At 33.0% G+C, this 21038-nt stretch carries 19 protein-coding genes and 1 pseudogene; 2 read left to right on the top strand and 18 right to left on the bottom strand.

The genetic code is table 11. The features are described from left to right. Window positions 1-7: 7 nt before the first annotated feature. The 6 genes from BUA99_RS03455 to BUA99_RS03430 all read right to left on the bottom strand — a co-directional run bounded on the left by BUA99_RS03455 (window position 8) and on the right by BUA99_RS03430 (window position 7859). Window positions 8-634, bottom strand: a complete 627-nt coding sequence (locus tag BUA99_RS03455; RefSeq protein WP_072988309.1) for a hypothetical protein — start codon at window positions 632-634, stop codon at window positions 8-10. A 160-nt stretch (window positions 635-794) separates the two neighbouring features. Beyond that, window positions 795-1640: a DNA damage-inducible protein D gene (dinD, locus tag BUA99_RS03450; RefSeq protein ID WP_072988306.1), complete on the bottom strand. Its 846-nt coding sequence runs from the start codon at window positions 1638-1640 to the stop codon at window positions 795-797. A gap of 28 nt (window positions 1641-1668) precedes the next feature. After that, a complete protein-coding gene (locus tag BUA99_RS03445; RefSeq protein WP_072988305.1) occupies window positions 1669-3009 on the bottom strand; it encodes a nucleotidyltransferase family protein in 1341 nt (446 codons plus the stop codon). Window positions 3010-3014: 5 nt separating this feature from the next. Further along, a complete protein-coding gene (locus BUA99_RS03440) occupies window positions 3015-4235 on the bottom strand; it encodes a restriction endonuclease subunit S (protein ID WP_072988302.1) in 1221 nt (406 codons plus the stop codon). Then, window positions 4219-5787, bottom strand: coding sequence for a type I restriction-modification system subunit M (locus BUA99_RS03435; protein ID WP_072988300.1), 1569 nt, complete (start codon window positions 5785-5787; stop codon window positions 4219-4221). The genes BUA99_RS03440 and BUA99_RS03435 overlap by 17 nt, the downstream gene beginning before the upstream one ends. A 308-nt stretch (window positions 5788-6095) precedes the next feature. Further along, window positions 6096-7859, bottom strand: coding sequence for a DUF885 domain-containing protein (locus BUA99_RS03430; protein WP_072988298.1), 1764 nt, complete (start codon window positions 7857-7859; stop codon window positions 6096-6098). Window positions 7860-8037: 178 nt separating this feature from the next. Between BUA99_RS03430 and BUA99_RS03425 the strand changes: the two genes are divergently transcribed. Then, window positions 8038-10185, top strand: coding sequence for a M3 family metallopeptidase (locus BUA99_RS03425; protein ID WP_072988295.1), 2148 nt, complete (start codon window positions 8038-8040; stop codon window positions 10183-10185). Between the two features lie 78 nt (window positions 10186-10263). On the opposite strand, the gene BUA99_RS03420 is transcribed toward BUA99_RS03425, so the two are convergent. The 6 genes from BUA99_RS03420 to mvaD form a co-directional block, all read right to left on the bottom strand. Beyond that, window positions 10264-10626, bottom strand: a complete 363-nt coding sequence (locus BUA99_RS03420; protein WP_072988293.1) for a nuclear transport factor 2 family protein — start codon at window positions 10624-10626, stop codon at window positions 10264-10266. Between the two features lie 83 nt (window positions 10627-10709). Then, entirely contained in the window at window positions 10710-11618 is a 909-nt protein-coding gene (locus BUA99_RS03415; RefSeq protein WP_072988290.1) for a pseudouridine synthase, read from the bottom strand. A 271-nt stretch (window positions 11619-11889) separates the two neighbouring features. Then, window positions 11890-12843: a geranylgeranylglycerol-phosphate geranylgeranyltransferase gene (locus BUA99_RS03410; protein ID WP_072988287.1), complete on the bottom strand. Its 954-nt coding sequence runs from the start codon at window positions 12841-12843 to the stop codon at window positions 11890-11892. Window positions 12844-12928: 85 nt separating this feature from the next. Next, the gene (locus BUA99_RS03405) at window positions 12929-13867 is read right to left on the bottom strand and encodes a mevalonate kinase family protein (RefSeq protein WP_072988285.1); all 939 of its coding nucleotides are present in this window, start codon (window positions 13865-13867) and stop codon (window positions 12929-12931) included. Window positions 13868-13911: 44 nt separating this feature from the next. Then, the gene (locus BUA99_RS03400; protein WP_072988282.1) at window positions 13912-14106 is read right to left on the bottom strand and encodes a hypothetical protein; all 195 of its coding nucleotides are present in this window, start codon (window positions 14104-14106) and stop codon (window positions 13912-13914) included. A gap of 40 nt (window positions 14107-14146) precedes the next feature. Further along, window positions 14147-15229: a diphosphomevalonate decarboxylase gene (gene mvaD, locus BUA99_RS03395; RefSeq protein ID WP_072988279.1), complete on the bottom strand. Its 1083-nt coding sequence runs from the start codon at window positions 15227-15229 to the stop codon at window positions 14147-14149. 237 nt (window positions 15230-15466) lie between these two features. Between mvaD and BUA99_RS03390 the strand changes: the two genes are divergently transcribed. Then, window positions 15467-15943: a TspO/MBR family protein gene (locus BUA99_RS03390; RefSeq protein WP_072988277.1), complete on the top strand. Its 477-nt coding sequence runs from the start codon at window positions 15467-15469 to the stop codon at window positions 15941-15943. 40 nt (window positions 15944-15983) lie between these two features. On the opposite strand, the gene BUA99_RS03385 is transcribed toward BUA99_RS03390, so the two are convergent. The 6 genes and pseudogenes from BUA99_RS03385 to BUA99_RS03360 all read right to left on the bottom strand — a co-directional run bounded on the left by BUA99_RS03385 (window position 15984) and on the right by BUA99_RS03360 (window position 21035). After that, complete coding sequence (locus tag BUA99_RS03385; protein WP_072988275.1) at window positions 15984-16715, bottom strand: hypothetical protein; 732 nt, start codon at window positions 16713-16715, stop codon at window positions 15984-15986. Between the two features lie 172 nt (window positions 16716-16887). Next, a pseudogene (locus BUA99_RS15320) lies at window positions 16888-17037 on the bottom strand (type II toxin-antitoxin system YoeB family toxin); the annotation flags it as partial. Window positions 17038-17144: 107 nt separating this feature from the next. Beyond that, complete coding sequence (locus BUA99_RS03375) at window positions 17145-17366, bottom strand: DUF2683 family protein (protein ID WP_072988272.1); 222 nt, start codon at window positions 17364-17366, stop codon at window positions 17145-17147. Window positions 17367-17514: 148 nt separating this feature from the next. Beyond that, entirely contained in the window at window positions 17515-18735 is a 1221-nt protein-coding gene (locus BUA99_RS03370; RefSeq protein WP_072988269.1) for a BaiN/RdsA family NAD(P)/FAD-dependent oxidoreductase, read from the bottom strand. Further along, on the bottom strand, window positions 18732-19409 hold the full coding sequence (locus tag BUA99_RS03365) for a glycerophosphodiester phosphodiesterase (RefSeq protein WP_072988267.1): 678 nt from the start codon (window positions 19407-19409) through the stop codon (window positions 18732-18734). The genes BUA99_RS03370 and BUA99_RS03365 overlap by 4 nt, the downstream gene beginning before the upstream one ends. 108 nt (window positions 19410-19517) lie before the next feature. Further along, on the bottom strand, window positions 19518-21035 hold the full coding sequence (locus BUA99_RS03360; protein ID WP_072988264.1) for a flotillin family protein: 1518 nt from the start codon (window positions 21033-21035) through the stop codon (window positions 19518-19520). Between the last annotated feature and the right edge of the window lie 3 nt (window positions 21036-21038).

Here is a 21038-nt window from a genome sequence, read left to right as displayed (position 1 = left end):
TATAGTACTAATTTTCTATTATTCTCTTTATCATTTCCTCAATTGTCTGTCCTGTGCTAGGGTGATTATTCTTAGTGTCATGAATCACTAGACCTAAGTAATTTGGGTATAAATCACTATCAATATTTCGAAAGCAATCCCAATAAGCTATTGCTCCAAAAAAAACTTCAGGATAAATTTCCTGTATGTTTCTCTTACGTTCTTCTAAATGATTAAGCATACCTGCTCTTTTCCAACCGTCACTTACTTTTAATTCTATAACGGCAATTAATAATTTGTCCTTCCAAATAGAAACATCAGGGCGCATACTTTTTTTGCTAACTTCTTTAAGTATATTTCTTTCTGAAAAAACTTCCATGCCATGCTGTTTGAAAACCTTCTTTAAAAAAAACAAACAAGTTTCAGTAAAAAAATCTGCAGCAACGGCTGTAACTCTTCGTTCTAAATCATTACGATTATTGTAATTAAAATACCAGAAAGAACTCATTCTGTTTCTTACTGCTTGTGTAATTTCATCTTTGTCGAAATCAAAGGCATAGCCTTCTAATTCTTTGCTAATGCCACGCTGTGTTTCAAGTAAGCTACTATAATGATCGCAAAAGGCCGAATCTATATCTAAAAGTGTTGATTTCATACTATGCCACTTGTTTTTTGTATTTATTTCTTAGTTTTTCAGTTGATTTAAACAGTTTTTAAATCACTTGACTTTCAAACCATTTTCCCGACATTAGGAAAATGGTATTAAAAATTAAACAACCCTATGTAATTTAATTTTTCACAGTGTATTTAGATTACTACTTATCATTTAATTTATCAGGGTTTTTTAGTGCTTTCTTCTCATCATTAACAAGTCTTCGTTCAATTTTACTAATATCTTCTTCAGGAGATAAATTTTCGGGAACAATACCACGAGAAAGAAGTGTGCTTCTTACCGACTTATTATTTGTAATATGCTCCTTTGAAATTTGCCCTTCTGTTTTCATTTTATGCTGTTTTGCATTATAAATAGTGATTTCAGTAGCAAAATCTTTAGCTTTAAGCAAAATGGTAGGCATGAAATCCGCTAATGGTTTTGCAGTTGGTAAATTCCATTTTGTTTTCATTTGCTGTGTTGTTTTATTAAACAAGGCAGCGTCACCTTTACTACGTATTAAAGCAAAATTTTCATTACCACCCGTTTGCTCAAAAATTACTTGCGATAATTCTTTTTCTGTTACTTTTAGTTTATTTCTAGCTTGTACTCTTTCATATTCTAGCAACTGTTGCTCTATTAGCTCTGCTTTTCTGGTTTGAATTGCAAAATAACGTTGCGCAAAAGCAATAGTTTCTTTTCGAGGATCTCCATTTTGTGCAATAAGATAACAAGCATATCTGGTAAGCATCATATCCTGTATCTCTTTCTCAGCACCTTTAGGCATTTGTATCGTTTTCCCGACGTCGGCAAAATGATGCTCAATTGCTTCTCCAGAAATTTCGCAAGCTGTTTTTGCTTTTGAAATTACGCCTAGAAAATTATCCCATTTGGTGTAATCTAATAAATGTTGTACGTCTCTGGCCAACCAAAACTCAACTCCTTCCTCAGTTTGATGTGATTGTGATTCAAAATTTGCGGTTAACATATGGATTATTTCTTTTTTCATAACTAAATTAAATTTTTATTTTGTCACATTAATGAATAATACTCTCAAATTCTACTTGTTTACTAAGCATAATTTTCGCTATTCTTTCGTTGTGTTTTATTAAAAATTTCTCTACTCTTCTTTTATCAAAAAAACCATTTGGAATATATAGTTCAAGTTCTTCAACAAATTCTTGATGAGATCTTTGATGCTCCATTACCTTAAGATTTATTTTTTTCATTATCTCCCTTTCTTGTAATTTATTCATTTTGTTAGTTCTACCAATTATAATCTTATTTCTTTCTAATCTATTAAAAAACAGATCAGCACTATCAGCAATAACCTCTAGAATAAGATTGGCTAGCAAATCTTCATAAGTTTTAAAAATTTTTTCGAACTTTTTTATTTCTTTATTCTCTAAAGCATCTTTAGCCAATTCTTGAAGAATTGGTCGAATATCATTAGTAAAAGTGTGATATGATAAAATATAATTTGCATATGCCACACTTATTTGCCTAAAATTCGGCTTTTTAATTGAAGTCAATACTATTTCTGCGGATGGATTTTCTTTATACTTTTCAAAATAAGCACTTTCTGCTTCTTCAAATGTGGCAAAAGATTTTAAATTTGGTATATCTGTTATAGACGCTTCTATCAAAAAGAAAGAGTTCTTCTTATCTTCACTAGACCATCTTTTTTTTACTTCTGTATTATTTTTTCTAAATGTTTTACTCAAAACAGATATAAAATCACGTTTTTCTAGTACATCATAAATTAAATCTGCTTCCTCTTTTGTTAATTCTTTATCACTCGACATAAGGGCATGAAATCTTCCGAATTTTTCATCTGATTCAAATCCAAGTTCTTTTAATCGTAAATTATAAAGAAAATCTGTTATTTCAATGAGAGTAGCCCAATTATGATGCTCTACTGTTCGTAATTGAATTTCAATCCTCTTACGTGAAACTGGATCTTTTACATATATGTGAATACTTTTGTAACCTATATCACGTTTTATTACGTTTATGTAATCTCTAGTTTTTCCTCCACTTTCAAAAGATTTCTCAATAATCTCTTTTGCGTTATAAACTTCTCCCTCATTATAGAAAATGCACCTAATTCCGCCTATATCGCCCATACGACTTAGATCCATTCCTTGCTCACGACTCAATTTGTTGATTATGGTGTCAATTCTTTTTAAGCGAAAAGCTACTATACTAGAGGGGTGAATATTATTAGACAACTCTCTAATTATGTTGAAGACATTAACTAATGGTTTTGAAAACGAAGTTCTAAACTCTTGCAACAATTCTAATTCATCTGGTGTAATGATACCTGATCTCTTTGCTATGGCTTCACCAATGCTATTTATTTTAGTGTTAGATACCATTTTTGCTAATTTTCTACATTTTCATTTCCACTCTCAACTTTTGTCATTCTTGCCAATAATAAATCCTTCAATTCCTCAAGCTTTTCGTTTTCATATTCACTAACTTTTCTATGGTTCATTGCCATTTTAGAAAAATTAGAAAATTTATTTAATGTAATTATATTTGGAATTACGATTTTAAAATCCATAATCCATTGCTTATCCCCTCGAGGCATTTTAGTACCTTTACTTCCTGCCATGACATAATCAAAAAAATAATCTTGTTCCAATGAATTGTAAATAAAATAAGAATAGTTTTTATTTAAAGTTTCAATACACAAAACGTCATTCGAACATCCTCCTTCAAAATCAGCAAACCATATTTTTTTTAAATAAGGTCTAATATTTGAAATTAAAATATTATTAGAAACAAATTTTAGTGCAGAAGTAATATCGGGGATTTCATCAGAAACAAGAATTCCTTTTTTATTTCTAAGCATATTTTCGGTCGAAATATATTTTGTCGAAATTAAATCATCAATACTAATTCTTTTATTTGAATATTTTGCATAGGAAGATAAACTATCTGTACTCCACCCCACAGGGATCTCTTTCTCCAATTCCTCACAAAAAACCATCTCTCCACCATTACTTTTATAAGCTTTCCCATTTTTATCAGGAAACTCAAAATCTACAAACCATTGTTTGTAAATCGCTTGTGCAGTTTCTTCGAGTTTGGCAATGAGTTGGTTGTTAAGTTGAATACGGTTTTGAATGGTATTGTATTCTTTTACAATTTCAAGTTGTTTTTCAGGAGAAGGAATTGGTAATAAAGTATCGCACATTTCATTCCAATCAAAAATTTCTCTTGCACTTCCGTGACTTTTAAATCGGGCATAACGATCAAATTCAGGTCTGCGAAACCACATCATTAAATATTCGGGATCAAGTTCATTGGTATTTTTAACTTCAAAAGGAATATAGGCTTGTGAAATCAATGCTTTATCATAATCATCAAACAAAGCAATTGTAATTTTATCTCCATTTCTAGAAGTTACTGGGCCATAAGCAAATTGTTTTCTTTCGATGGTTCTGTAAGTTGACATATCCGTTCCTATTGTATTTGCAATAGAAGGAATGAACTTTTTAGTGATACTCAAACCGACCAAAGGTAAATTTTCTAAATCCTTATTTCTACCAACAACTAGCTGGATAAAATCTCCCAATCGTTTATAATTCGATCTCATAACCTAATTCTTTGAAAACGGTTAATAAATCATCTTTAGATTGGGCTTCGGCTTTCAATAATTCAGAGAAATCTTTTTGTAAAACTTTCATCTTATCATGAAAATCAATATTCTCATCACGGTTTACAAATTCAATGTATTTGCTTGGAACTAAAGAAAAATCTTTAGCAATTACTGCATCAATAGAAGCAGAAAAACAAAACTCAGGGACATTTTTATATTTATCCGAATCAGTTTGCCAGTTGTGGTAGGTATCTGTGATTTCGGCAATATTCTCTTCAGAAAATTGAGTGAATTTCTTTTCAAATGGAATTCCTTTTTCTCTTAAATCAAGAAATAAAATTTCGTTTTCTCTGTTTCGGTAGTTTCTAGTTTCATCGGGTAAAGTAACCGTTCGTGCTTTTTTGTTTTTGTTCAAAATCCAAAGCGTTACACTAATATCGGTGGTATAAAACATAGATCGTGGCAAAATCACAATACTTTCTACCACATCATTTTCAATTAGTTTTCTGCGTATTTTATATTCTTCTCCACCACCTGAAAGTGCGCCATTAGCCAAGATAAATCCAGCCACACCATTTTCAGAAAGTTTGCTTACCATATTCAAAATCCAAGCATAATTGGCATTGCTTGTTGGCGGAACATCATAACCTCTCCAACGAGGATCATCTACTAATTCATCACTTGCTCTCCAATCTTTTTGGTTAAAAGGAGGATTTGCCATAATAAAATCGGCTTTCAAATCAGGATGTTGGTCACGTCCAAAAGTATCCGCAGGAACATCGCCTAAATTGGCTGCAATTCCTCTAATGGCCAAGTTCATTTTGGCTAGTTTGTAAGTGGTAGCCGTATATTCTTGTCCGTAAATGGAAATTTCTTTTTTGTTTCCGTGGTGGTTTTCGATAAACTTTATGGATTGCACAAACATTCCACCAGAACCACAAGCGGGATCATAGATTACGCCTTTGTAAGGTTCAATCATTTCGGCAATTAGGTTTACAATGCTTTTTGGGGTGTAAAATTCCCCTTTCCCTTTTCCCTCGGCAAGGGCAAACTTACTCAAGAAATATTCATACACACGACCAACAATGTCTTGTTGTTTGTCTTTTATAGTATCAATGTTATTGATGGTATCTAATAAGGCTGCGAGTTTGCTCACGTCCATATTCAACCGAGAAAAGTAATTATCGGGCAAAGCACCTTTCAGCGCAGGATTGTTTTTCTCTACGGTATGTAAAGCGGTGTCAATTTTTAAGGCAATATCGTTTTGTTTGGAATTTTGTATAATGAATGACCATCGCGATTCTTCAGGAAGGAAAAAGATGTTTTTCATGTTGTAAAACTCTTTCATTTCAAGGTATTTCTCTTTTCCTTCAACAATTAATTCACTTCGTCGTTCTTCAAATTTATCACTGGCAAATTTGAGAAATATTAAACCTAAAACAACATGCTTATATTCTGATGATTCTACCGTTCCACGAAGTTTATTTGCTGATTCCCAAAGGGTTTCTTCTATTGATTTTTCTTTTTTTGATTTTGCTTGTTTTGCCATTGTAATATAGGGTGCTGTTCTACTTCTGTTTTAGTTTGATCTACTGGTAAAAATAGGATTTTAAATACAATAAGATGTTTAAATAACTAATAGCTTGCAAAAAAGTTTTAGAATTTTTAAAATAATAATTTGAATCAATACTTTATTGCAATAACAAAAATAGATTTTGTTATTAGTTTATGTTTACGGGTTTCCACATTGTAAGCGAGAAAATTAATTCTGATTTTTTACCGAAACGTCTTTTATTCACATAAAAAAAGCTTTCGCTACAGCGAAAGCTTTTTTTATGTCTACTATTTAAAATTATTTTATTTTTCTGCAATCCACGCATTAATTTTCTTCTCTAATAATGCTAATGGCATCACTCCTGATTCGAGTACTTTTTCATGAAATTTTTTGATGTCAAATTTAGTTCCCATTTTGGCTTCTGCTTTTTTGCGTAATTCGATAATTTTAAGTTGACCTATTTTATAGGATAACGCTTGTCCAGGAATCGCCATGTAGCGCTCAATTTCGGGGATTATGCTCGCTTCGCTCTCTGCTTCATTGGCTAACGAATATCTGATCGCTTGCTCTCTAGTCCAGCCTTTTGAATGCAATCCCGTATCTACCACTAATCGTACAGCTCTGTGCATTTCGTTGCCTAACATCCCAAAGTACTGATATGGATCTTGGTATAATCCAAGTTCTTTTCCTAAACTTTCTGTGTATAATGCCCAGCCTTCGCCATAGGCACCAAACCAGTTGAATTTTCTAAAATCAGGCAAACTTTCATTTTCTTGTTGCAATGAAATTTGAAAATGATGGCCAGGAATGGCTTCATGTAAAAATAAATCTTCGTCTCCATACATATTATAGTTAGCCACATCTGGAATAGGAACATAAAAAATACCGGGACGAGTTCCGTCTTTCAATCCAGGATTGTATTCAGCACTAGCGGTTTTTTCTCTAAAAGCCTCTGTTCTTCTAATTTCAAATTTGGTTACAGGCTGCAGCGAGAATAATTTATCTACATTTGGTTTGATTCTGGTGTATATATTTTGAAAATTAGCAATTACTTCTTCTGGTTTTGTAAAGGGTTTTAGTTCTTTTTTGTTACGTACTTCTTCAAAGAATTCTAATAATGTTCCTTTAAAACCCACTTGCGTCTTTACTTTTTCCATTTCTGCGTTTAGACGTGCTACTTCTTGTAATCCTAATTCGTGAATGGCTTCGGGGGACATTTCTGTAGTAGTCCACTGTTTTACATAAGTTGCATAAAGTTGTTTTCCAAAAGGTAAATTGCCTATTCCGCTTGTCACTCTTGAAGCTGGTAAATATTGTTTAGTCAAGAAATCTGTCATTCTCTGATACTGCGGAATCAATTTATTATTAATTGTTGCAGTGTATTTTTTAGTTAAATCCTCTTTCATGCTCTCTGGAAAGGAAGCAGGCATCAATTTGATAGCCGAGAAAAATAAATTATCTTGAATGTTGGGAGTTGCCATTTCTGCAAACTGCGGAATCAACTTTACTGTTAAAGCCCTTGGTAAAACCACACCTTTATCAAGTCCTTTTTTCATATACACCATTGCCGAGTCAATCCAAACGGAATATTTATCCATTCTATTCAAGAAGTTGGTGTAATCCTTTTCAGTTTTAAAAGGTTGTGCGCTTGTTCCTCCAGCAAACTGTCCCATGGTGAGGTGTGTTCCCCAAAATTGATGTATAGGTAGTAAATTTGAAGGTTGCTTCAATAAATCTTTACCAATTTCAACTTCCCATTTTATGATTTCATAACTGTTTTTTTCCTCTTCTGTTAGATCGTCAAAAGTTACATTTTGTAATGCAGTTTGATATTTATCAAAAAATTCAGATTGCGATTTTCTATAACTGTCAGTCATTTCAAACTGCAATTGATCATTATATTGATTTTGACCGCTTTGAGTTGCACCTAAAGGATCGAGCGCATTTTTATTGTCAAAATAGTTTTTAGTTAAGGTACTAAAGTCTTCTTTTTTTTCTTCTGGTTTGCAATTTACGAATAGAACGGCAGCAGTAAGGGTAAAAAGAAAAATGGTTGTTTTTTTCATAATATAGATTTGTAATTATTAAAGCTAATTTATTGCTTTTTTTTAATTTTTACCGTACGATTACTCGTTCTTTTGATGAATCGTTTTCTTTTTTGTCATAAAATTAAGTTAACGCTCTGTAGGGATTCTTATTTTACAATGATTTCGGCTAAATTTAGCTTCTTAATTACATACAAATATGAGAAAAAAATCCTTTTTCATTTTGTTAGTTATGGGTAACATACTAACGATTGAAGCGCAAGAAAAAAATGAAACTACTGCTATGAATCCATTTTTTCAGGCCTATGACACGCCTTTTCAAGTTCCACCATTTGATAAAATCAAAAATGAACATTTTAAACCAGCCATTTTAGAAGGAATCAATTCACATGAGGCTGAAATTAGTGTAATTGCTAATAATGTCGAAGCTCCTTCTTTTGACAATACAATTCTTGCTATGGAAAATGCAGGCCGATTGTTAAGTGATGTAAGCACGGTTTTTTCTAATTATAATTCAGCTAATACCAATAAAGAGATTCAAAATATTGCTAAAGAAGTAGCGCCAAATCTTTCTTCTCACAGAGATAACATTTACTTGAATGAAAAATTATTTGCAAAAGTAAAAACGCTGTGGGATAAAAGAGCAAGCTTAGGCTTAAATTTGGAACAAGCCAAAATTTTAGATAATGCTTACAAAGATTTCGTGCGTAGTGGTGCAAATTTATCAGTGACAGATAAGGACATATTGCGTAATATAAACGGAAAACTATCACTTGCTAGTTTAAAGTACGGACAAAATATATTGGCGGAGACTAATAAATACGAATTGATTATTGATGCTAAGAAAGATTTAGCAGGCTTGCCAGAAGGTTTAATAGAGGCTGCAGCCGCTGATGCTAAAGCAAAAGGCAAAGAGGGGAAATGGGTTTTTACCCTTTCTAATTCCAGCGTCATGCCGTTTCTACAATATAATTCAAATAGGGCTTTGCGTCAAAAAATTTGGAATGAGTACCAAACGAGAGGGAATCATGACGATGCTTTTGACAATAAACAAAATGCTATAGAACTAGCTAATCTTCGCGGACAGAAAGCGCGATTATTGGGGTACACTTCACACTCAACTTACGTCTTAGAGGAGTCAATGGCTAAGACACCTCAAAACGTCAATAAATTATTGAATGATTTATGGAAACCAGCACTAGAAATCGCTAAAATAGAGGCCGCCGACATTCAGAAAATGATGCTAAAAGAGGGTGTAAAAGGCACAGTTCAACCATACGACTGGCGTTATTATACGGAGAAAATTAGAAAGCAACGTTTTGATCTTGACGAAGAGGAGTTAAAGCCTTATTTTAGTTTAGACAATGTGAGAAAGGGAGTTTTTCAGGTAACAGAAAATTTATATGGTATAAAAATCAAAGAATTAGTGAATGTTCCAAAATATCATGAAGATGTCACAGTGTGGGAAGTTACTGAAAAAGACGGAACACATCTTGGCGTATTATACATGGATTTTCATCCTCGTGAGTCTAAGCGTGGTGGTGCTTGGATGACGTCCTACCGAACCCAGAAAACTGTTGATGGCAAACGTATTGCTCCTGTAGTCTCTATAGTATGTAATTTTACGAAGCCGTCAGCTAGTGCTCCTGCATTATTAACATTTGATGAGGTGTCGACTTTTTTCCATGAGTTTGGTCATGCTTTACACGGTTTATTATCGAATGTAACTTATAGAAGTTTAGCGGGGACGAGTGTTCCAAGAGACTTTGTTGAACTTCCTTCACAAATTATGGAGAATTGGGCTTCAGAGCCTGAGGTCTTAAAGCTATATGCTAAGCATTATAAAACGGGAGCAGTTATCCCTGAAGTTTTAGTAAATAAATTGAAAAAAGCAGGTACCTTTGATCAAGGCTTTACAACTACAGAATACCTTGCAGCTTCATTGTTAGATTTAGAATATCATTCGCAAACTAAGGATATCACTGTTGATGCAAATACTTTTGAAAAGGCCACAATGAAAAAAATTGGTTTAATTGAATCGATCATTCCTCGATACCGAAGCACGTACTTCAATCACATCTTTTCAGGTGGTTATTCGTCAGGTTATTACAGTTATATTTGGTCAGGTGTTTTAGATACGGATGCATTTGAAGCTTTTAAGTCAACAAGTTTATTCAATCCAGAAAAGGCTAAATTGTTTCGTGAAAACATCTTAGAGAAAGGCGGCACCGAAGATCCGATGGTTTTATACAAACGTTTCCGCGGTGGTGAACCTAGTATTGAGCCGTTGTTGAAAAAGCGGGGATTAGACAAAAAGAAGGAACCGCTCAAGAGGGTAAGAGGATAGATTTATCCAAAATAAAAAAAGAAACCCTAGAACTACTTATTGTCGTTCTAGGGTTTTTTATTTATTGCATTAGTCAGTTTATCCACGATAAACTCTAGAGCCTATAATTTTATCTTCTTTGATATCTAAGACTTCGGCAATTAGCATATCTTCAGCATTTTCAACGCTTATTATGTATTCCATAAACACACGATCTCCATTAGCAGTAACCGATTTGACTTTGTAATGTATACTTGGAAAACGCTCAAAAACATCTTGCCACAATTGGCGCAAAGCTTGTTTGCCAGAAACAAAACTATTGGTCTCTGGTTTCAAAGATTTGAGTTGTGAATTAGAAATTACAGCTTCGTCGTCATACAAAGACAACAGTTTTTCTAATTCTTTATTGTTGAAAGTGTCAAACCATTTAAAAGCAATTGATTGTAATTTTTCAGGTGTCATGTAATTTTTGGTTTTCTTTAAAATAAAAATCCCAAACCGTAAAAAAACGGATGGGATTTTGTTATGTAGTAATAAAACTCGTTTTAAACGTTCTTCAAATTGATAATTTCTTGATCAGTAAGTATTCTCCATGTCCCACGAGGTAAATTCTTTTTAGTTAAACCAGCAAAAGAAACACGATCAATTCGTAAAACGTCGTAATCAAAATGTTCGAATATGCTACGAACAACTTTCACATTTGAGGATCTTAATTGCAACCCAATTTCGCTTTTAGCTTCTCCTTCAATATAACTTATGTCTTCAACAAAAACGCGGTGGCCATCAAGGGTTAATCCTTTATTTATCTTTTCTAAATCTTCAAATTTTAAGTTTTTATCTAATGAAACTTGGTAGATTTTAGATGATTTCTGACTCGGTAAAGTAAACTTCCGAATCATATCTGTATCGTTTGTAAACAATAATAATCCAGTTGTATTCTTGTCCATTCTACCTATTGCACCAATTTTTGCAGTAGTAGAACCTCTAACTAATTCCAGTACATTGCGATATTCCTGACCTTCGTCCATCGCAGTTGTAAAGTTTTTTGGTTTGTTTAGTAAGATGTAAACTTTTTTCTCTGGGGTCAATGTAGCTCCGTCAAAATTCACAACATCGCCTGGTTTGACCATATAACCCATTTCGGTCACTGGAATTCCATTCACTTTAACAGTTCCTGACTGAATGTAAATATCAGCATCACGACGCGAACAAGCACCAGAATTTGCAATATATTTATTCAAGCGAATTTCGTCTTTTACTTTTGGTCTTTTAGCCGCTTGGTTTGGCTTTTTTTCTACTTTATCAGTAGCAGCTTCTGCAACTTTAGTGTTTACTTTAACTTTTTTTGGCCCCTGTGCCCTTTTTTGCATAGCAGGTTTTGGCTTGTTAGAACTTGGTTTTGAACTGTTTGTTCTAGCACCACTTCCTTTATTGTTGCCTTGCTTATTATTCATAATATTCCTTAATTTGCGCAAAGGTACTATTTATATAATTGATAATCAATAAGTGAGGGTTATAAAACGGTAACTGTCTAAAGGATAAGTATATTAATATATGATGTTTCTTCATTTAGAGCATTTTCCCGCTTTCCACTGTATCTTTTATAAAGCTCGCAGCCTATTTATGGCTGGGAGCTTTATAAAAGGATGCCGCTGCAATCGGGGCTAGGAGTAAAGTGCTATAACAAAGAAATATTAGGTTCATATTACCATTTTTTAAAGCTTGTTAAATCATCAACAACATTCTTTTTCCGTGCCACAAAACAGCGGGATTGATTAATACAATACAAAAAACTCCAGAAACAATTAAAAATTTTAAAACGTTGTGCAATAATAAAAATTGTTTTTTACTAGTGGATTTCCACAAATAAAGCAAAAAGAAAATTAAGATTATCAGACAGGAATAAAAGTAGATATTCATTAATCCCACATCAGAAATTTCGATTAAAACGTAAACGGGAAAGACCGTCAAAATTGTCAATATAGTTATAATTTGTTTGGAAACGATTTCTCCATAAACGATAGGGATGGTATTGTAGTCGTTAACTAAATCACCCGTTAGGTTTTCCAAATCTTTAATCATTTCGCGCACTAGTAACAATAAAAAAAGAAAAGCGGCATGAGCAAATATTACGGCTAGTTGTGTTTTATAATTATCAATATCCTCAAATGGAATTCGAGTGTAAAAATATAATAATACTGCAAAAAATGGAAGAACTGCAAGCACTGCTGCAGTTAAATTTCCTATTACAGGATACTTTTTAATTTTGTGTGAGTAAAACCAAATGAAAAATATATAAGCGGAAAAGAATATAAAAACCCGCCATGACACAAAAAGTGCCATAAGTGAAACGATAAAATTTAGAGTGAAATAGACATTTAATTTAGTTTTTTGACTAACTAAGCGGTCTAGCATTGACTTTTGCGGGCGATTAATTAAATCTTTTTGAGAATCATAAAAATTATTAATGATATAACCAGACGCAATCGTTAAGGAAGAAGCAAATACTATAATAAATAAATTAAAATCCAATAAAACCTCAAGTGCTCTCTTTTCTGGTGCCAAGATAAATATAGAAGATAAATAGAGCGCTAGAATAATAATAGGAATGTTGTAGCCTCTAACTACTGAGAACAAACTTGCAATTTTCATTAAGAGAAGTTTCTGCTTTCTGTTCATTTCGAATATTGTTAGCTACAAAGGCACTCAGTCACAAAGTGATTTTTAAATTAAAATTCTTACCTAATAAGGAAATAGATTTTTTTTAAAACTTGTAGACTACCTCTAGCTTATAATCAGATAGGGATGCTTTTGCTTTCTCTAGATCTTCAGTAAAACCAAGGATGTATCCACCACCACCAGATCCACATAATTTTAAGTAATAATCGTTACTGTCTATTCCTTGTTGCCAAATTCCGTGAAATTGCTCTGGAATCATAGGTTTAAAATTATTTAAAACTACTTTTGATAGTTTCTTGGTGTTCATAAACAATGACTTCATATCACCACCAAGGAAGTTTTCAACGCAGGCATCAGTGTATTTTACAAATTGGTTTTTCAACATAGCACGGAAACCTTTGTCTTTCAAGTTTTCCATAAATATACTAACCATTGGTGCAGTCTCGCCCACAATTCCCGAATCTAGTAAAAAAACTGCGCCTTTTCCGTCAAAACTTTGTGTTGGAATACCCGTTGCTTCAATATTATCTTTAGAATTAATTAAGATTGGAATACTCAAATAACTATTTAAAGGATCTAAACCTGAACTTTTCCCATGGAAAAAACTTTCCATTTGTGAAAATATCGTTTTTAGTTGCAATAATTTTTCACGTGTAAGATTTTCTAAAACTGTTATTTTATTGTGTGCATATTTATCATAAATAGCAGCGACAAGTGCGCCACTACTTCCTACACCATATCCCTGAGGAATACTAGAATCAAAATACATTCCTGTTTCTACATCCTCTTTTAATAGTGCTAAATCAAAAGTAACTAATTCTGGTTGCTCGTTTTGTAACGTTTCTAAATAAGTTACAAATCGTTTCAAATGACCATTAGATTTAATCGCTTCTTCTGAAGGATTTTCATCTCTTTTTAAAGCACCGTTATAAAAATTATAAGGAATTGAAAGCCCTTTAGAGTCACGAATAATTCCGTATTCTCCAAAGAGTAATATTTTTGAGTAAAATAAGGGTCCTTTCATATAATATTTTGAATGATCAATTGGGGTTGGCAAGTGTATTATTTTTATAATTCTACTGAATCACCACGATTTGCTTCGTGAATTCTAATTTCAATTTTTTCTTGTTCTTCGGCAGATAATTGCGTCCAAACTTCTTTTTTCTGTGAACTAAAAATACTTTTTACAGCATTTATTAAAGATTGATCTTCAGTTTCTATTAATAATTTTATCAATTCCAACTTATCTGATTGAATATCCATGATTTCAGTTCTTTAAAAAACTAAAGATAACTAAAAAAAATTAAATCAATGCAGCACCATTCCCAATTTGGTCGCAAAGATACTGACCATTTTGGCAATAGCCAACTAATTCGTTCTGAATAAATTGTAATACTTTCTCTTTATCCTTATTTGGATACAAAACATGCACATTTGCACCAGCATCTAATGTAAAACAAACAGGTATTTTTGTCGCTTTTCTAAATTTCCAAATCGCATTAATAATTTCTAAAGTATTTGGTTTCATCAATATAAAGTAAGGCATGGAAGTCATCATCATTGCGTGCAAAGTCAAGGCTTCGCTTTCAACAACTTTAATAAATTCTTCCAAATCTCCAGTTTTAAAAATGGTAATTAGTTTGTCTAAGTTTTCATGTGCTTGTGCAAATCGCCTTTCGGCAAAAGGATGATCGTGCATAAGTTCATGGCCTACAGTGCTAGAAACTTGTTTTTCACCTTTATCAACGAGCAAAATGGTATCTTGATAATCAGTGAAATTCTCATGGATAGTATTTGGAAATTCAACTCCAAATAAATTTGAGCTTCCAGTAATATTTTGATGAGTACCCCACACTACGACTTGTCCTTTAATGCTTCTGCACGCGCTTCCAGAGCCCAAACGGGCTAATAAAGAGGCTTTTTGGTAAAAATAATCATCGGTCATCAATGGATTTAATGCTTTTTCTAAACTCATTAAATTCATGGCAAGAGCCGCCATTCCTGATGCCGAAGAGGCAATTCCTGAACTGTGAGGAAACGTGTTTTCAGTGTCAATTGTAAAGTGGTACTCTTTTAAAAAAGGCAAGTATATTTCTACTCGTTCAAAAAATTTCTGGATTTTAGGTTTGAAATCTTCTTTAGGTTGACCTTCAAAAAGCAAGTCAAATGAGAAATAATTTCGATCAGCTTTTTTGGCGAAAGCCAACTTGGTATTCGTTTTACAATTATTCAAAGTAAAGCTGACTGAAGGATTCGCAGGGATTTGGTTTTCTTTTTTCCCCCAATATTTTACAAGCGCAATATTACTGGGTGCGCTCCACTGAAAAATACCTTGATCAACAGAATTTGAATATTTAGACGGAATAAAATCGTTTACTGAAATCATGAATTAAAAATTTGTGCAAAGATACTTTTTTTATTAACCGCAGATTCGCAGATTTTATAAAAGGGTCATTAATATATAACATTAGATTTTTTCCTCTCATGTGATAAACAAAAAATAAATTTGAACGTAAATAATGATTTTATGTATGGAGTTTTGCGTTTTTAAATAACCTTTATTATGAACGGTCGAAATGTTGAGTAGTTTTCAGTAAATTTGTCAATTATATATCATAATAAAATGAATAAAATCACTAGAATATTAGCTGTTGTGGTAACCTGCCTTGTTGTTGGGTATTTCTCAGGAATGGTAACACGAGCTGCCATTACAACTTGGTATCCTACTTTGATCAAACCCAGTTTTAATCCGCCCAATTGGGTTTTCGCACCCGTTTGGAGTACGCTTTATGTTATGATTGGTGTTGCAGCAGGTTTAGTTTGGAACCGAATAGAAGAAGAGCGTGAACTTGTAAAAAAGGCATTGATATTCTTTGCAATACAGCTGGCGCTTAATGCTTTGTGGTCGTATTTATTTTTTGGACTACACAACCCAATGTTAGCAGGTTTAGAAATTATTGTTTTATGGTTGATGATTTTTGAAACGTATGTTCAATTTTCTAAAATCAATAAAATTGCTGGTTATTTGTTTATTCCATACATAGCGTGGGTGAGTTTTGCTGCGGTTTTGAATGGAAGTATTTGGTGGTTGAATAGATAGTTGGTCGCTGCGTAATGAGCAATCAATTTTTAATTGATTTTTATAGCTTCTTGAATTCAACATTCTTTTTTACTAGAAAATCCATTAATGTTAAAACATTTTCATTTACCGCAACTGTATTTGCATTTGGATCGGTCTCACAAAATTGCAGAAAGAGATCGATTTCAAAAGAATTTAATTTTAAGGTTTTAGTAAAAAATTTTTCGTCGCAAGAGTTTTTAACATTTTCTTTGAAATCGATTTCTGTTGTTTTTACAGCTGTTTTTTCTTTTGCTAAAAGTCCAAATAAAGTTTTCCCTATTCGTAATAAATTTAACCCTTTGTCGATCGAAAGATCAGCTACTCCTGGATTTTTTAGTCTGCGTTCAGCTCTATCAGCTGTAATTTCGTCTCTTTTAATATTTTCGTAATTGGTGTCAAATTTCAAATTAATATTTGAAGTTTTTGCGATTATTACTTCTTCTAATTCTTCAGCTTTTTTTATCAAAGCAATAGAAAAGGCATTGTTATTTAAAGTGTTCACAGTCACACGAATTCCTAGCAAAAAATAATCTTTTTTATAAAAAATTATACTGTCACCAATTTTGGCATTTATTGTAAAATCTCCGTTGTAATTTGTGATGGAACTTTTTTCTGTATTTTTATTGATGACATGCACATTTTGCAGCGATATTCCAGAGGATACTACTTTTCCAAAAATTACTTTTTCAGTTTGAGAAAAACAAAAATTAAATGCAAGAAAAAATAGTAGAAAAGGTAATTTTACTTTCATGTAAATTTTTTTGAAAGTAAATTTATTGTTACTATCTAAACAAAGATTTAATAAATACTTAAATTCTCGTTAATTTTAAAATAATGATTTTGTCAAAATTGCAATAGTGGTGTTTAAGGTCTGGGACGAAAATCAATTGAGATGTTTTTTTTAAAGATTTTATTTTTTGACTTTATTTATAATGCCCCATTGCAGAAACCACAAAAACCGTCACAATATCCTCTTGTATTTGATAAATTAATCTATCCTTTTTATTAATTCTTCTGGACCAATAATCCGTCAATTCATATTTCAATTCTTCTGGATTTCCAGTACCGTAATGTGGATGTTCTTGTAACTAATTGAGGATTTTGAGTATTTTTTTTATCGAAGAAATTTCGCCGGATTTTTTGTGCTTTAATAAATCTTTTTCAGCAGTTGGTTTAATGATTACTTTATACTTTCCCATAAGTTTTCGACATTTACCATTAACTTACCTTTTTCAGTGCTAGCTTTTTTAATCTTGGCAACAAATTCAGGGTTATAAGGACTTTTTTCTTCAGTCTCAATAAGTTCTATTTCTTTAGAATTTTCAGAAAACACACGAGCCATCTCTAAAAAAGCTTTACCCTTTCTCGTGTTTTCATTAATTTTTAATGTTATCGTTGTCATAATCTGTTTTTTACAAATTTACATAAACTTTCAATCTGATAAGGCGGTATGTTTGAGTATTAATTGTAAGTTCTTTTTTTAATTTTTGGATAAGTACTTTATTATTTATTATAAGTTACCCACTAACTTTTTTATGAATCTTTAATAGTTAAATCCCGTTTGCCACAATAAACCCGCTAGTCCACGCATTCTGGAAATTGTAGCCACCTGTAATCGCATCGATATTAACAATTTCTCCAGCAAAATATAGGTTTTTATGTAATTTACTTTCCATGGTTTTGAAGTTGATCTCTTTTAAATCTATCCCGCCTGCTGTTACAAATTCTTCTTTAAAAGTGCTCTTTCCATTGACTTGAAAACTAGCGTTGGTCAATTGATTGGCTAGATTTTGTAAATGCGTTCTCGACAAATCGGCCCATTTTGTTTCGGCTTCAATTCCTGAAGCAAGAACTAAACTTTCCCATAATCTGTTGGTTAATTCAAATGGAGACTTCTTGGAAACTGCTTTTTTAGCATGTTCTTGTTTTAAATTTCTAAGTTTTTTCTCAACCTCTTCTTTGTCAGCGTCATTAAGCCAATTCACGAAAATGATAAATTGATAATTCTTGTCATGCAGGATTCGTGCGCCCCAAGCAGAGAGTTTTAAAATTGCGGGTCCGCTCATTCCCCAGTGCGTAATGAGTAATGGTCCTGTTGATGTGAGCTTGGTATCTTTAACTTTTACAGTTACTTGAGCTGCAACTCCGGGAAGTTCCTTTATTCTCGAATCTTTTATGTTGAAAGTGAATAGTGAAGGAACTGGGCTGATTACAGCGTGACCAAAAGATTGCAACATTTCCCATATTTTAGGATTGCTTCCTGTGGCTAAAATTAATTTTTCGGCAAGATATTTTTCTGTTTGGGTCTCGATTTTCCAAAACTTTTCATCGGCAATTTCGATATTGAAAATTGATTGTACGCTTTGACCGGTAAGGACTGCGATTCCGAGTTTTTGTGTCGATTTTAGAAAACAATCAATAATGGTTTGTGAGGAGTTTGAAACGGGAAACATACGTCCGTCAGATTCAATTTTAAGTTCTACGCCATGATTCTCAAACCATTCGATGGTATCGCCAGAGCAAAATTGATGAAATGGACCTCTTAATTCTTTTTCGCCACGGGGATAAAACTTAACTAATTCTTTAGGGTCAAAACAAGCGTGAGTTACATTGCATCTCCCGCCTCCAGATATACGTACTTTTTGAAGCACATCGGCACCGCGTTCTAAAATAGCTACTTTTAATTTTGGATTTTTCTCCACAATATTTATTGCCGTAAAAAAACCCGCTGCGCCACCACCTACTATTATTATATCAAAAGTTTGATTCATATTCTATCTGGGAAATCAGTTATGATTCCATTTACGTTATAGCTTTTTATCGTTTCGATGTCTTCTATTTCATTGACGGTCCAAGGGAAAACTTGTAATCCTTTAGCTTGTATTTGCGCTGTGTTTTCTTTAGTTAAAAGAAGAAAATGGGGATGGATGGATTTAGCTTGAACAAATTTGGCGAAAGCCAGTGCCAAATCTAAATTATTTTCTGTTAATACACCAATGTGTATTTCATCATTTAAAAAACGAACTTGCTGCAACGCATTCCAATCAAAACTAGAAACAAGAAAATCATCGTATTTCCAATTCTTATTTTTAACATATTCCTCTATCAAAGTAACCGCTGGATCAGTGACTTCATAACTTTTTAGCTCGATATTTACATAGCACTTTTTGTCTATTAAATTTAATATTTCTCGTAAAGTAGGAATCGTTTCTTGTGCATTAATCAAAAATCTTTTCAACTCGAGCAATGTAAGAGAGCTAATTAAACCTTTACCATTAGTCAATCGATCTAAAGTATCATCATGAAAAACCATAATTTCATTATCAGCGCTTAGATGTACGTCAAGTTCAATTCCGTCAACATGCATGTCTAATGCTTTTTGGAATGAAATTACGGTATTCTCAATTTCATATCCTTTTGCACCCCGATGACCAATTTTAAGCATGCTAATTTTTTTGTAAAGGTAATTAAATAAAAAAGCACAAAACAGAAACGATTTGTGCTTTGAATAAAAATAAAATAAATCTTAAAATCTGTCAGGAAGTTATAAGTTTTAAGTGATATCGGTTGTTGGAGCCGTAACAGTGTTTGTTTTTTCCTTTAGATCTTCCCCTTTTAAATAAGTTGGTAAGTTCAAACCTGCCATATTGAATAAATCATTCAATGGTGGAACTGTTTTCATCATTCCAGCAACAAAGTTTGCTGTAGAACCTGCGCCATTATCACCGTTATTTCCAGAGTCCCAAACTGTGATTTTATCTATTTTGATATTTTTCACTGCTTCAACTTGTGTTTTAACTAATTCTGGTAATTTTTCAATCAATAATAATTGGAATGCTTTTGTTGGATCTCCACCTGCAGCACTAACCACTTCACGATATCCTGCAGCTTGTTTTGTCAAAATTTCATATAATCCTTTCGCTTCAGCTTCCATTTTTGCAAAAATTGCATCAGCTTCTCCTTTTGCTAATTCTCTCGTTTTTTCAGCCTCCGCTTGCGCATCGATGATTGCTTTTTGTTTGGCAATTTGAGCGGGGATAACAATATTGGCATTTTGTGTAGAACGCTCTCTTTCGGCACGCGCTTCCTCGGCTTTTTGTTCCGCAACGTACGACTCTTCTAAAGCTCTTGCACTTTGCACTTTTTCAGATGCTAGTGCGGTTCTTAATGCTTCAGCTTCACGTTCTCTTCTAGTCGCTTCTGATTGTGCAATGGCAATTCGAGCTTCGTTTTCTCCTTTTATAGCAATAGCATTTGCTTCTGAAGTTTTAACTCGGGTATCTCTTAGCGCTTCTGCTTTACCAATACTCTCATCTTTAAACGCAGCAGCAATACTAACTTCTCGATCTTTATTTGTAATCGCAATTTTTACATCACGATCTCTATGGGTTTCCGCAATTTGAACGTCCTTCTCACGGTCAGCCATTGCTTTTCCAGTTTCTCCAATTTTTTCCTGTTCAGCAACTGATATTTTTGCTTCATTGATTGCTTTTGCAGCGGCTTCTTTTCCTAATGCTTCAATGTATCCTGATTCATCCTTAATATCTGTAACGTTTACGTTTATTAATTTTAAACCAATTTTTTTTAATTCAGAATCTACATTTTTAGAAATATTCTCTAAAAATTTATCTCTGTCAGAGTTAATTTCTTCAATAGTCATCGTGGCAATGACCAATCGCAGTTGTCCAAATAAAATATCTTTTGCTAATTCTTGAATTTGCTCTGGTTGCAAGCCCAATAAACGTTCAGCTGCGGTGTTCATACTTTCAGCTTCTGTTGAAATAGCGATGGTAAAGCGGCAAGGAACATCAACACGAATGTTTTGACGGGACAAGGCATTGGTCAAATTAGCATCAATAGAAAGCGGTTTTAAATCTAAATATTGAAAATCCTGAACTACTGGCCAAATAAAAGCACCACCACCATGCACACACTTTGCCGATGTTCCACCGGTACGGCCATAAATAACTAGGATTTTATCTGAGGGACATCTTTTATAACGAGAAATAAGCGTTAAGAAGGTTACAAAAACAACAAATACGGCAACAACAATAATAATAATTTCAGTCATAGT

It is taken from the genome of Flavobacterium segetis, from assembly GCF_900129575.1.
Classification (GTDB): Bacteria; Bacteroidota; Bacteroidia; order Flavobacteriales; family Flavobacteriaceae; genus Flavobacterium; species Flavobacterium segetis.
This window is presented reverse-complemented; position numbering and strand designations above follow the sequence as displayed.

Excerpts from the sequence above, each read along its gene's own strand:
- BUA99_RS03375 (WP_072988272.1), bottom strand. The coding sequence starts at position 17,366 with ATGACAACGATAACATTAAAAATTAATGAAAACACGAGAAAGGGTAAA.
- dinD (WP_072988306.1), bottom strand. The coding sequence starts at position 1,640 with ATGAAAAAAGAAATAATCCATATGTTAACCGCAAATTTTGAATCACAA.
- BUA99_RS03410 (WP_072988287.1), bottom strand. The coding sequence starts at position 12,843 with ATGAACAGAAAGCAGAAACTTCTCTTAATGAAAATTGCAAGTTTGTTC.
- BUA99_RS03420 (WP_072988293.1), bottom strand. The coding sequence starts at position 10,626 with ATGACACCTGAAAAATTACAATCAATTGCTTTTAAATGGTTTGACACT.
- BUA99_RS03425 (WP_072988295.1), top strand. The coding sequence starts at position 8,038 with ATGAGAAAAAAATCCTTTTTCATTTTGTTAGTTATGGGTAACATACTA.
- BUA99_RS03370 (WP_072988269.1), bottom strand. The coding sequence starts at position 18,735 with ATGAATCAAACTTTTGATATAATAATAGTAGGTGGTGGCGCAGCGGGT.
- BUA99_RS03390 (WP_072988277.1), top strand. The coding sequence starts at position 15,467 with ATGAATAAAATCACTAGAATATTAGCTGTTGTGGTAACCTGCCTTGTT.
- BUA99_RS03360 (WP_072988264.1), bottom strand. The coding sequence starts at position 21,035 with ATGACTGAAATTATTATTATTGTTGTTGCCGTATTTGTTGTTTTTGTA.
- BUA99_RS03385 (WP_072988275.1), bottom strand. The coding sequence starts at position 16,715 with ATGAAAGTAAAATTACCTTTTCTACTATTTTTTCTTGCATTTAATTTT.
- BUA99_RS03405 (WP_072988285.1), bottom strand. The coding sequence starts at position 13,867 with ATGAAAGGACCCTTATTTTACTCAAAAATATTACTCTTTGGAGAATAC.
- BUA99_RS03415 (WP_072988290.1), bottom strand. The coding sequence starts at position 11,618 with ATGAATAATAAGCAAGGCAACAATAAAGGAAGTGGTGCTAGAACAAAC.
- BUA99_RS03430 (WP_072988298.1), bottom strand. The coding sequence starts at position 7,859 with ATGAAAAAAACAACCATTTTTCTTTTTACCCTTACTGCTGCCGTTCTA.
- BUA99_RS03400 (WP_072988282.1), bottom strand. The coding sequence starts at position 14,106 with ATGGATATTCAATCAGATAAGTTGGAATTGATAAAATTATTAATAGAA.
- BUA99_RS03455 (WP_072988309.1), bottom strand. The coding sequence starts at position 634 with ATGAAATCAACACTTTTAGATATAGATTCGGCCTTTTGCGATCATTAT.
- BUA99_RS03440 (WP_072988302.1), bottom strand. The coding sequence starts at position 4,235 with ATGAGATCGAATTATAAACGATTGGGAGATTTTATCCAGCTAGTTGTT.
- mvaD (WP_072988279.1), bottom strand. The coding sequence starts at position 15,229 with ATGATTTCAGTAAACGATTTTATTCCGTCTAAATATTCAAATTCTGTT.
- BUA99_RS03445 (WP_072988305.1), bottom strand. The coding sequence starts at position 3,009 with ATGGTATCTAACACTAAAATAAATAGCATTGGTGAAGCCATAGCAAAG.
- BUA99_RS03435 (WP_072988300.1), bottom strand. The coding sequence starts at position 5,787 with ATGGCAAAACAAGCAAAATCAAAAAAAGAAAAATCAATAGAAGAAACC.
- BUA99_RS03365 (WP_072988267.1), bottom strand. The coding sequence starts at position 19,409 with ATGCTTAAAATTGGTCATCGGGGTGCAAAAGGATATGAAATTGAGAAT.